Below are 11294 nucleotides of genomic sequence, written 5' to 3'. Positions count from 1 at the left end.
GCCAGTTCCCGAAATCGGCCCCCGTGCCAGCGGCGAGAAGATTCATGCGCTAACCCCTAGTTGGCCGTCTGTTCCTTCATACGCCAGCGGATTCCGGATTCGATGAAGGCATCGATGTCACCGTCGAGCACGGCCGAGGGGTTGTTGACCTCGTAGCCGGTGCGCAGGTCCTTGACCATCTGGTACGGGTGCAGCACGTAGGAGCGCATCTGGTTGCCCCAGGACGCGCCCTCGTTGGTCTTGAGCGCGTCCATCTGGGCGCGTTCTTCCTGCCGCTTGCGTTCCAGCAGCTTGGCCTGCAGCACGCGCATGGCCGAAATCTTGTTCTGCAGCTGGGATTTCTCGTTCTGGCAGGTGACGACGATGCCGGTGGGAATGTGGGTGAGGCGGACCGCGGAGTCGGTGGTGTTGACCGACTGGCCGCCGGGACCCGAGGACCGGTACACGTCGACGCGCACCTCGCCTTCGGGAATCTCGATGTGGTCGGTGGTCTCGACGACGGGCAGCACCTCGACCTCGGCGAAGGAGGTCTGGCGGCGGCCCTGGTTGTCGAACGGGCTGATGCGGACCAGTCGGTGCGTGCCCATTTCGACCGATAGCGTGCCGTAGGCGTACGGCGACTTCACCGCGAAGGTCGCCGACTTGATGCCCGCCTCTTCCGCGTACGAGGTGTCGTAGATCTCGACCGCGTACTTGTGGCTCTCCGCCCAGCGCACGTACATGCGCATCAGCATCTGCGCCCAGTCCGCGGCGTCCACGCCACCCGCGCCGGAGCGAATATTGACCAGCGCCTCACGCTTGTCGTACTCGCCGGAGAGCAGGGTCCGGACTTCCATGGCCTCGACATCGGCGTGCAGGCTGCTGCGCTCGGCGTCGGCGTCGGCCAGCGCGGCGGTCTGATCCGCGCCCTCCTCGGCCTCGGCGAGCTCGTAGAGCACCGGCAGATCCTCGAGCCGCTGCCGCAGATCGCGCACCCGGCGCAGTTCGCTCTGCGCGTGCGAGAGCTCGCTGGTGACGGCCTGGGCGTGCTCCTGGTTGTTCCACAGCTCGGGGTCCGCGGCCTGCTGTTCCAGCTCATCGATGCGGCGAGCCAGCTCCTCGATGTCGAGCACGGACTCGATGGTCTTCAGAGTCGTGTCGAGTTCGGCCAGATCAGCGGAGACGTCAGGATGCACGATCGTCAAATCTACCGGCAGCCGCCGTCAACCCGAAACGACGGCAGGCAGTTGAAGGCCGTCGCGGCGTTTGCTCAGCCCGCGACGGCACGCAGACCACCGGGACGGCGGCCGACGAGACGGTCCAGGGCCTGGGCGGTGGCGTCGTCGGCGGGCAGGTAGACCATCAGGAACTGGTCGTCGTCGGCCGAGAGGTTCAAGGTTTCGTAGGCGAGCCGAAGGGGGCCCGCCTCCGGGTGCTCGAGGCGGCCGACGCCATTGGTGTCGGGCAGGCCCGGGATGGTCTCGAGGCGGCGGGTGAATTCGGGGCCGATGGTGGCCGCGAGGTCGTCGATGAGCGCGTTGACGTGCGGGTCGGCCCGGCCGGGACCCTGCTTGAGCTGGGCAACGCACTTGTCGGCCTTGTGTTCCCAGTCCGGGTAGGCGACGCGGGCGCGCGGGTCCGCCAGCACGTAGCGGGCGTAGTTGCCGGGCAGGCCGCCGTCGAGCAGGCCGATCGGGCCGAAGAGGGCGCGGTAGCCGTCGGTCACCGCGAGAATCTCGCTGAGCCGGTTCATGACCGCGGCGGGCGCGGGTTCGAACTGATCGAGCATGGCCTGCACGGCCGGACGGATGCGGCGGTTGGGACCGGAACCGCCGCGGCAGTTGAAGTTCGGATCCCCGGCCTTGGCGAAATTCAGCAGGTGCACCCGTTGCGCGGGCGTCAGCCGCAGTGCGTCGGCCAGCGCGATCAGCACGGGCGCGGAGGGATGCCGGTCGCGGCCCTGCTCGAGCCGGGTCAGGTATTCCACCGAAACGCCTGCGAGCGTGGCCAATTCGGAGCGCCGCAAGCCAGGTGTGCGTCGACGTTGCCCGGTCGGAAGCCCCACCTCGGCGGGCGTGACCGCCTCCCGGCGCAGCCGCAGGAACAGTCCCAGCTCGTTCTCGCTCACGCATTCGACGCTAGCAACGCGCGCGGCGCTTATCGTGTCCCTGCCACTACCACCCTCAGCGTGGTCTCCCTAGCGCTCGTCTCGGCCCGCAAAGTTGATCTCGAGCGGCCGACCGGCCGCGGCGAATCTCGAAGGAGCCCACCATGACCAGCACTCCCCTGCGCCTAGCGGTGATCATCGGCAGCGTCCGGGAAGGACGTTTCGGACCGGTGGTGGCCAACTGGTTCGCCGAGCAGGCCCGAGCCCACGGGGCGTTCGAGGTGGATGTCGTCGACCTGGCGGATTACAACCTGCCGCACGAGTTGCCCGCGGTGCCGCTGGTGATGGAGCCGAATCCCGCGCGCCCCGGCCAGGGCGACGACCTGGCCGCCCGGTTGGCGGCGGCCGACGCCTTCGTGGTCGTCACCCCCGATATCAACCGCAGCTTCCCGTCCTCGTTGAAAACGGCCATCGACTGGCATTTCACCGAATGGGATCGCAAGACCGTCGGTTTCGTCGGCTACAGCGGCAAGTCCGGCGGCCTGCTCGCCATCGAGGGCCTGCGCGCGGTCTTCAACGAGCTCAACGCCCACACGGTGAAGGATTACGTCTCCTTCTCCCGCTACTTCCTGCTCTTCGACCAGTCCGGCGCCCTGAAGGAGCCCGCCGAATACGAAGACGCCGCCACCCGCCTCCTGACCCAACTCCACTGGTGGGCAACCGCCCTCACCGCCGCCCGCCAGCCCTCCCTCCTGGCCTGATCGTCGAGCGGCACATCCCGGAGGCGAATTCGGGCAAATCACCTCCAGGAGGTGCCACTCGACGGGGTGATGGCGGACACCAGCCGTTAACGGGGGAGGACTAACGTGATCTCGCGTGACCGATTACTCCGCTGACCTGGAACTTGCGCTGAGGCTGGCCGATGCGGCCGACGCTATTACCCGTGAGCGGTTCGGGGCGCTCGACTTGAAGATCGATTCGAAGCCGGATCTGACGCCGGTGTCGGATGCGGATCTGGCGGTCGAGCGGACCGTGCGCGAGCTGCTCGCGACCGAGCGGCCGGGGGATCTGGTGCTCGGCGAGGAGTTCGGTGGGGATGTCGAATTCCAGGGGCGGCAGTGGGTCATCGACCCGATCGACGGGACCAAGAACTTCGTGCGCGGCGTGCCGGTGTGGGCCTCGCTCATCTCCCTGCTCGAGGACGGCGTGCCGGTGGTGGGCGTGGTGAGCGCTCCGGCGTTGTCGCGCCGCTGGTGGGCGGCTTCCGGCGCGGGCGCGTGGAGCAACTTCGAAGGCGGTGAGCCGCGCGCGATCTCGGTCTCCGCGGTGGCCGAACTGGGTGCCGCCAGCCTGGCCATCTCCAGCCTCTCGGGCTGGCGTGCTATCGGCCGCCGCGCCAAACTCATCGCCCTCACCGACGAGGTGTGGCGAGTCCGCGGCTACGGCGACTTCTTCGGCTACGCCCTGCTCGCCGAGGGCGCGGTCGATATCGTCACCGAACCCGAACTGTCCCTGTGGGATATGGCGGCGCTGGACATCCTCATCCGCGAAGCAGGCGGCACCTTCACCGCCCTGGACGGCAACCCCGGCCCGCACGGCGGCAGCGCCGTGGCGACCAATTCCCATCTGCAGGACCAGGTCCTGGCGGCGCTGCAGGCGTGATACTCAGCCGAGATGCCGCATGGCGGGCCACATCTCGGACCAGGGGCGGCGCGGTGTCCGACAGAGGATGACCGCGCGACCCTGCTCGATATTGTGGATTCCGCGGCCATTGTCGATGCGGCCCAGGGGTTCCGGGGCGAGGCAGAAGCGGGTGACCTGGTCGGCGGGCATGCCGATGACGATCACCGGGCGTGTGCCGTCGGGTGGGCCCCACCACCAGTAGGCGTCGTCCACACTGTGCGGGATCGGCAGGCCGAAGGGGCCGCCGAATTGCTCCACCGCCCCCGCCTCGCCGTAGTTGGCGGTGAGGAGATCGGCATCGGGCGCGGAATGCGCACGGATGTCGGCTATTCGGGCCGTGAACTGCGGCCAGCCGACGGTCTCCCCCGCCTCCTTGTTGATGGCGAGCACCGGTGACGGGTTGCGCAATGCGGCGATCGGCAGCGCGGGCAGGAAGACCAGCACCGAGAACAACGCGTCGGCGAGGATGGCCGAAACCAGTGCGGCGGTGCGCATTCGACCGCGAGCCAGCCAGGGTTCGGCGGCGACGGCACCGGCGGCGAGCAGTAGTGGATACATGCCGCCGAGGTAGTACGCCTTGCCGACCGTGATCAGGTAGACGAGGAACTGCACCCCGTAGGCCAGGGTGAAGGCGCGGTCGCGCGATCGCCACAGCCACCACAGGCCCGCGATCCACAGCGGGACGATCAGCAGGCCGATCATCCCGAATTGCAGGAGCACGAACTGGATTCGGGTGTTCGAACTGCCCGAGGAGCCGCCCGCGATGGCCCGGCTCAGCGCCCATTGCGGCCAGCCGTTGCGGGCCTGCCAGAGCACGTAGGGCGCGCTGATGACCGCCGCGATGCCTATCGCGATCGGAAAGTACTTGGTGGCGAATACTTCCCGGGGCCCGATCACCAGTAGCGAAAGTGCCAACGCGGCGATCGGCACCACGATGAGGGCCTTGTTCTGCACCCCGATCCCGGCCACCACGCCGATCGCGAGCCACCAGCGTGGCTGGAAGGGTGTCCGCAGCAAGCGCAGTACGAGCAGCGTCAGCACCGACCACACCGCCAGATCGACGACGGCCGTGCTGAGTGTGTGTCCCGCCCCGGCCAGCAGCGCCGCCGAGGCCGCCGACGCGGCCGCGATGGCCTGCGCTTTGCGCCCTCCACCGAGTTCGCGCGTGTAGAGACCCGTGCAGATCACGACGACAGTAGCCGCCAGAGTGGCCGGAATACGCAGCAGCAGGACAGAATTCGCATCCAGAGCCGACATCGCGCGGGCCAGCAGTGGCACCAGCGGCGGTTGATCGGGGTATCCCCAGTCCAGGTGCCGCCCCGCGGCCAGGAAGTAGAGCTCGTCTCGGTGATAGCCGTACCGGGCGGAGAGCGCGGTCATGATCGCCGCGAAAATCCCCGCTATCCAGTAGATTTCGCCACCCGTGGTGGCGACCGGCCGTTCTTCCATCACTCGCATCGTCGCATTTCCGGGGCGACCGGGCCACCGGTTGTGCGGGTGTTCCCGGCGCGGGCTGCGGTCCCGGCGCCGGGGCGTTGGCTCGCCGTCAGGTGCCGGCTACGCCCTCACTTCTCAGCCGAGCAGCGGCACGCAGACCGAGCCGAAGTCGATGTACGGGCCACCCACGGAGGAACCGACACCGGCGGAGCCGAGCGAGAGTTCCGCGGCCGGGCCACTGCCGCAGTTGCTGCCACCGGCGCCGGAGCCGGTGCCCGAGCCGGTGACGCCGGCGCCGGAGCCGGTGATGCCGACATCGATGGGCTGCAGCACCACGTCGGCGTTGGCGGCGGGGGCGGCGAGGAACAGACCAGCGGCAATGAAGCCGACGGTTCCGAGCGCAATCTTCATATGTACAACCTTCATCGGGAGCGGGTTATGCGCCTGCACCCTAGCCCAGCCCGCGACCTTCTGAAGTGAGTTTGTTTCACTAGATCCCGGCGATACCGGCGAGTAGTTTCGAACCACCGCCCTGACCTGGCGATTCGACAATCCTGGACGCCACTTCTTACTCTGAAGTAAGATAGTCTTACTCAGGAGTAAGATTGCTGGGCAGGATCACCCACCTCCTCGATAGAAAACTGGTGATTATGAGCACTCGAGACACCGCAACGAAGCGGGATACCTCCGCCGTTGGCCTGAACCCGGTCAAACGCGACTGGATGGGCGCGGCGATGCGGGTCATGACGACCATCACGGGGTCCGAACTCGCCGAGAAGTACAAGCTGCGCAAGCCGATCGAGCGCCTCACCTACGAGGGCACCAAGACCGGATTCCGCACCCTCGGTGCCGCGACCCGCGCGTTCGAGAAGGTCGCCGGAGGTGGCGCGCCGAAGCGGCTGCCCGCCAACGAGTCTCGCAAGAAGGACTACTTCGACCTCACCCCGACCGACGAGCAGCAGATGATCGTCGAGACGGTGCGCGAGTTCGCGGCGGAGATCCTGCGCCCGGCCGCCTACGAGGCCGACAATGCCGCCAAGGCCCCGCGCGATCTGCTCGAGCGCGCCGCCGAGCTCGGTGTGACCCTCATCAACGTGCCCGAGGAGCTCGAGGGTGCGGCGTCCGAGCGGGGCGCGGTCACCAATTCGCTGGTGGCCGAAGCGCTTTCGCACGGTGACATGGGCCTGGCGCTGCCGATCCTGGCGCCGAGCGGTGTCGCGGTCGCGCTGTCGCAGTGGGGTACCGACGCGCAGCAGAAGACCTACCTGGGTTCGTTCGCGGGTGAGAACGTGCCGCAGTCCTCGGTCGTCATCTCCGAGCCGCAGGCGCTGTTCGATCCGTTCGCCCTGAAGACCAAGGCGACTCGCTCGCCGAGCGGTTTCCGCCTCAACGGTGTGAAGACCCTGGTCCCGGCCGCCGGTGACGCCGAGCTGTTCATCGTCGCCGCCGAGCTGGACGGCCGCCCGACCTTCTTCGTCGTCGAGTCCGACACCCAGGGTCTGTCGGTCGAGGCCGACCCGAGCATGGGTATGCGGGCCGCGGGCCTGGGCCGCCTGGTGCTCAACAATGTCGCGGTGCCCACCAGCGCCCTGCTGGGTGACTCCGAGGGTGCGGTGCGCGCCGAGGAGTACGCCGACGCCGTGCGTCTCGCCCGTCTGGGTTGGGCTTCGCTGGCCATCGGTACCGGTCAGGCCGTGCTGGACTACGTGATTCCGTATGTGAAGGAGCGCGAGGCGTTCGGTGAGCCGATCGCCCACCGTCAGGCGGTCGCGTTCATGGTCGCCAATATGGCGATCGAGCTGGATGGTCTTCGTCTCGTGACCCTGCGGGGTGCGTCACGCGCGGAGCAGGGTCTGTCGTTCGCTCGTGAGGCGGCGCTGGCCAAGAAGCTGGCCACCGACAAGGGCATGCAGATCGGCCTGGACGGCGTGCAGCTGCTGGGCGGCCACGGCTTCACCAAGGAGCACCCGGTCGAGCGCTGGTACCGCGATCTGCGCGGCGTCGGCGTCGCCGAAGGCATCGTCCTCATCTAGCCCCGACTTCCCAACGGAGACATCACAATGATCAATCTCGAACTCCCCAAGAAGCTGCGGGCCAGCGCCAACCAGGCCCACCAGGTCGCGCAGGAGATCTTCCGTCCGGCTTCGCGCAAGTACGATCTCGCCGAGCACGAGTACCCGGTCGAGCTGGACACCATGGCCGCCATGGTGGAGGGCCTGTCCGACTCCGGCACCGAGCAGATCTCAGGTGCCACCGGCGGCCGCCAGGTCGACGAGGAGAAGAAGGACGTCCACGCCACCGAGCTGCTGGGTAACACCAACGGCGGCAATATGTCCGCGCTGATGAACGCGCTGGAGACCTCCTGGGGCGACGTCGGCCTGATGCTGTCGATCCCCTACCAGGGTCTCGGCAATGCCGCCATCGCCGCGGTCGCCACCGACGAGCAGCTGTCGCGGTTCGGCAAGGTGTGGGCCGCCATGGCCATCACCGAGCCGTCCTTCGGCTCCGACTCCGCCGCCGTCACCGCCACCGCGGTGCTCGACGGCGACGAGTGGGTCCTCAACGGCACCAAGATCTTCGTGACCGCGGGCTCGCGCGCCACCCACATCGTGGTGTGGGCGTCGGTGGACCGCTCCGCCGGCCGCGCCGCCATCAAGTCCTTCGTGGTCCCCCGGGATGCCAAGGGCCTGACCGTGTCCCGCCTCGAGCACAAGCTCGGCATCAAGGCCTCCGACACCGCGGAGATCCGCTTCGAGGACTGCCGCATCCCGAAGGACAACATCCTCGGTTCCCCGGAAGTCAACGTGGAAAAGGGTTTCGCCGGCGTCATGCAGACGTTCGACAACACCCGCCCCCTCGTCGCGGCCATGGCCGTCGGCGTAGGCCGCGCCGCCCTCGAGGAACTGCGCACCGTCCTGACCGACGCAGGCGTCGAGATCTCCTACGACAAGCCCGCCAACAACCAGCACGCCGCCGCCGCGGAATTCCTCCGCCTGGAAGCAGACTGGGAAGCCGCCTACCTGCTGTCCCTCCGCGCAGCCTGGATGGCCGACAACAAGAAGCCCAACTCCTTGGAAGCCTCCATGTCCAAGGCCAAGGCCGGCCGCATGGGCACCGACGTCACCCTCAAGGCCGTCGAACTGGCCGGCGCCACGGGTTACTCCCAGCGCACCCTCCTGGAAAAGTGGGGCCGCGACTCGAAGATCCTCGACATCTTCGAAGGCACCCAACAGATCCAGCAGCTCATCGTTGCCCGCCGCGTCCTCGGACTGTCCAGCGACAAGCTGAAGTAGCAAGCAGCACAACGAAAGCCGGTGCGAACCTCAGAGGTTCGCACCGGCTTTCGTTTACCCACCGTACGTATGCGCTGAAGACACCGCGATCACCTCGAGCTTTCGCAAGATCGACGGCGGTACTCGACTGGCCTCGAAATGAGCAAGATCTGGAACGATTACCGCCTCGACTTCAAGCCGTGTCGCCTGAGCTCTCAACCGCGCCAGCGGGGGTCGTCCGGTCAGCGGGTCGTAAACGACAATCCCGGCTAGATCGAAGCCCAGCTGTACAGCCGTCTGGCGAATCCTGCTCTCATCCCAGAGCTGCCCAATGCCAGACACATCCGTCCGCAGATACCCCAACGCTGTTGGCCTGTAACGCATTACCTCCCCTAGAGTTCGCTCGTCACGATGGTCGTCGCCGTATTCGAAACACTCCAGATAGACCCCCGGACTGCGAACTGTCTCGACTCCGTCGGCTTCGACCTCCAACAGACCGCCGGGGAACACGAAGATCTCCGCCCTCCGATTCAACTCAAACCTCCCGCCAAACAAGATCCGCTTATAGGAGTGGTTCTATTCAAGCACTCTCCCATCTACCCATCAATAGAACCGGTCTTAATTGAACAGATCGGCATCCGGGACAGTTAGGGCTACTCTTAAACTCGTTCAGTTCGGACCACCCCGACGAGAGAGCACCTCAGCGATATGAGCGGATACCGTGAAGTGGCGGCCAACCTGCGCGAGGCCATCAATCAGGGCGAATACGCGCCCGGGACAACGCTTCCCAAGCAGGAGGAGCTGGCCGAGCGTTACCGCGTCAACATCAAGACCATCCGCCAGGCGGTCGGGCAGCTCGAATCCGAGGGACTGGTGACCCCGATCAGACGACGCGGAACCGTCGTACGTGAGCGACCCCCGATGCGGCGACTCGGCATTGAGCGGTACTCGAAGAAGAAGTGGAAGTACGGCGACACGGTCGCGTTCATCGCCGACCGCGAAGCATCCGGCCGACCGTGGCAGCGGACCGACCAGACGCAAACCGTCGCGCTCATCGAGGCGGACACGGAGATCGCGGAAGCCTATGGGTTGCAACCAGGTTCACTTGTCTACGAGCGTGCCCGCACCGTTCGAGATGCAGGTCGGCCGACGCATACTCTCGCCAGTTACTACCTTCCAGAGATCGTCGAAGGAACACCGCTGGTGGATCCCACACCAGGACCTGCGGGCCCCGGTGGCGGTCTCGCGGTTCTCACGCTTCAGGGCTACGAGCCCGACCACATGTCGGAGACGATCTTCGCTCGGATGCCCACTCCGGAGGAGACCGAGGCCCTGGATCTGCCCGCCGGAGAACCGGTGATGATCCTGACGCGTCGCACCTACGCCGCGAATGATGTTCTGATCGAGTTTGCGCGCGGTGTCCACGCGGCATCCCGGTTCTCGTGGACCTACGACTTCAAGCTGCCCGAGTAGAGGAGCTACCGATGCCGACCACGACCTTGCCCGCGGAGCACCGCGCCGATGTCGAAATCCTCTGGGACTACAACCAGCTGCACCATGAGCCGCGCCCCGTCGATGTCGGCATCGGCCTAGGAGGCCATGACTTCGGGGTCGCCACCTACACAGCCGATCTCTACCACTCGGGCACCTTCCCCTTGATCGTGTTCACGGGCGCGAACGCACCGACCACCGTCGACCTGTTCCCGCGAGGCGAGGCAGTGCACTTCCGCGAGCGCGCCATCGAACTCGGAGTGCCGGCCGAAGCAATCCTGGTCGAGCCCAACGCGACCAACACCGGCGACAACATCGACTTCACCCGTACCTTGCTGATCGAGCACGGCTACCTGGACTCGGTCAAATCGGTAATGCTGATCTCCCGCCCATACCAGCAGCGCCGCAGCTACGCCATCTGCAAGAAGCGCTGGCCCGAGGTCGAAGTCGTCTGCGGGTCATTGCCCCTCACCCTGGACGACTACGTGGCCAGCATCGGCGACGTAGATCGCGTGATGAACATGCTCGTCGGCGACACCCAACGAATCTGGGTCTACCCAGCGAAAGGCTGGGCCATCGAACAGGACGTGCCCGACGATGTACGCGCCGCCTACTCTCGCCTCGTCGATGCCGGATTCACCCGCCGTCTACTCCCCGAGTAGAGCCGCAGCCCGCTGAACGGCCGCCCTCAACAACGGTTCCGCCCTATCGATCGCGGTACGCACGATGCTGCCTGCCACGTATCGAACCCGGATATCAGCCAGCCGCTCGTCTATCGTCACCGGATCACCAGTCGGGCACGTCGACATGTCGGCCCACCAGACGAAGTCGTTGGCGACATCGATCCCTGGAACAGCCTCCAGCACATAAGGCTTGAAGGGCTTCGGATCGATCTCGCGTACCTCAGCCTCCACCGTGCTCGCCGAGTGGAAAGCCACCAGGTGGCAAGTGATGGTCGAGTACCCACGGTCGGTCAATAGCCGAGCGCCGTCGATGGGATGGAAGCCGAGCACGGGATAGCCGTAGCCGACATCGTGAAGGTAAGCCGCAGCGACGGTTTCGTCCCGCAGATGCTCGGGAATCGACTTGGCGATGCGTTGAACCTTGCGCCCCACCGCGATCGTGTGCGCACGACGCGAGTCTGTCAGCGGTGCCAGCAATTCCACCAGGGAAGCGTCCACGAGCGGCCATGCTACGCGCCGGGCGCGACCCGCGTCCCAGCGTCCGAAGTCGTTGCGATCGTTCGGCGATCACCACGGGCTCGGCCCTCGCGCGAGGTGCCGCTCACGAGTCGTTGCCGAAACTGGCTATACAGACTCAAGGGC

The 11294-nt window shown here is 66.5% G+C and carries 11 protein-coding genes; 6 read left to right on the top strand and 5 right to left on the bottom strand.

Going from position 1 to position 11294, the window contains the following annotated elements; translation table 11 throughout:
• Nucleotides 1-56 precede the first annotated feature (56 nt).
• On the bottom strand, nt 57-1175 hold the full coding sequence (gene prfB / locus ACWELQ_RS23790) for a peptide chain release factor 2 (protein WP_452399252.1): 1119 nt from the start codon (nt 1173-1175) through the stop codon (nt 57-59).
• Between the two features lie 74 nt (nt 1176-1249).
• The gene (locus ACWELQ_RS23785) at nt 1250-2107 is read right to left on the bottom strand and encodes a helix-turn-helix transcriptional regulator (protein ID WP_452399251.1); all 858 of its coding nucleotides are present in this window, start codon (nt 2105-2107) and stop codon (nt 1250-1252) included.
• Between the two features lie 143 nt (nt 2108-2250).
• Here ACWELQ_RS23785 and ACWELQ_RS23780 point away from each other — a divergent pair, with 143 nt between their 5' ends.
• Entirely contained in the window at nt 2251-2847 is a 597-nt protein-coding gene (locus ACWELQ_RS23780) for an NADPH-dependent FMN reductase (RefSeq protein ID WP_452399250.1), read from the top strand.
• A 115-nt stretch (nt 2848-2962) separates the two neighbouring features.
• On the top strand, nt 2963-3748 hold the full coding sequence (hisN, locus tag ACWELQ_RS23775; RefSeq protein ID WP_452399249.1) for a histidinol-phosphatase: 786 nt from the start codon (nt 2963-2965) through the stop codon (nt 3746-3748).
• Nucleotides 3749-3751: 3 nt separating this feature from the next.
• Here hisN and ACWELQ_RS23770 read toward each other — a convergent pair whose 3' ends face one another.
• A complete protein-coding gene (locus ACWELQ_RS23770; protein ID WP_452399248.1) occupies nt 3752-5218 on the bottom strand; it encodes an ArnT family glycosyltransferase in 1467 nt (488 codons plus the stop codon).
• A gap of 123 nt (nt 5219-5341) precedes the next feature.
• A complete protein-coding gene (locus ACWELQ_RS23765; protein WP_452399247.1) occupies nt 5342-5617 on the bottom strand; it encodes a hypothetical protein in 276 nt (91 codons plus the stop codon).
• A 233-nt stretch (nt 5618-5850) separates the two neighbouring features.
• On the opposite strand from ACWELQ_RS23765, the gene ACWELQ_RS23760 reads away from it, so the two are divergent.
• The 4 genes from ACWELQ_RS23760 to ACWELQ_RS23745 all read left to right on the top strand — a co-directional run bounded on the left by ACWELQ_RS23760 (nt 5851) and on the right by ACWELQ_RS23745 (nt 10631).
• The gene (locus tag ACWELQ_RS23760; RefSeq protein ID WP_452399246.1) at nt 5851-7239 is read left to right on the top strand and encodes an acyl-CoA dehydrogenase family protein; all 1389 of its coding nucleotides are present in this window, start codon (nt 5851-5853) and stop codon (nt 7237-7239) included.
• 27 nt (nt 7240-7266) lie between these two features.
• Nucleotides 7267-8499 (top strand): acyl-CoA dehydrogenase family protein, encoded by a 1233-nt coding sequence (locus tag ACWELQ_RS23755; protein WP_452399245.1) that lies wholly within the window; start codon nt 7267-7269, stop codon nt 8497-8499.
• A 705-nt stretch (nt 8500-9204) separates the two neighbouring features.
• Nucleotides 9205-9951, top strand: coding sequence for a GntR family transcriptional regulator (locus tag ACWELQ_RS23750; protein WP_452399244.1), 747 nt, complete (start codon nt 9205-9207; stop codon nt 9949-9951).
• 11 nt (nt 9952-9962) lie between these two features.
• Nucleotides 9963-10631 (top strand): YdcF family protein, encoded by a 669-nt coding sequence (locus tag ACWELQ_RS23745; RefSeq protein WP_452399243.1) that lies wholly within the window; start codon nt 9963-9965, stop codon nt 10629-10631.
• Here the strand turns inward: ACWELQ_RS23745 and ACWELQ_RS23740 are convergent.
• Nucleotides 10617-11150 carry an HD domain-containing protein gene (locus ACWELQ_RS23740; RefSeq protein WP_452399242.1) on the bottom strand — a complete coding sequence of 178 codons (534 nt, stop codon included), beginning with the start codon at nt 11148-11150 and terminating at the stop codon, nt 10617-10619. The genes ACWELQ_RS23745 and ACWELQ_RS23740 overlap by 15 nt on opposite strands.
• Nucleotides 11151-11294 lie beyond the last annotated feature (144 nt).

The sequence above is a fragment of the Nocardia sp. NPDC004722 genome, assembly GCF_053601505.1.
Note: the sequence above shows the minus strand (reverse complement) of the source record. Positions and strands in the feature narration are given on the sequence as shown.

Excerpts from the sequence above, each read along its gene's own strand:
- ACWELQ_RS23780 (WP_452399250.1), top strand. The coding sequence starts at position 2,251 with ATGACCAGCACTCCCCTGCGCCTAGCGGTGATCATCGGCAGCGTCCGG.
- ACWELQ_RS23770 (WP_452399248.1), bottom strand. The coding sequence starts at position 5,218 with ATGGAAGAACGGCCGGTCGCCACCACGGGTGGCGAAATCTACTGGATA.
- ACWELQ_RS23765 (WP_452399247.1), bottom strand. The coding sequence starts at position 5,617 with ATGAAGATTGCGCTCGGAACCGTCGGCTTCATTGCCGCTGGTCTGTTC.
- ACWELQ_RS23755 (WP_452399245.1), top strand. The coding sequence starts at position 7,267 with ATGATCAATCTCGAACTCCCCAAGAAGCTGCGGGCCAGCGCCAACCAG.
- ACWELQ_RS23745 (WP_452399243.1), top strand. The coding sequence starts at position 9,963 with ATGCCGACCACGACCTTGCCCGCGGAGCACCGCGCCGATGTCGAAATC.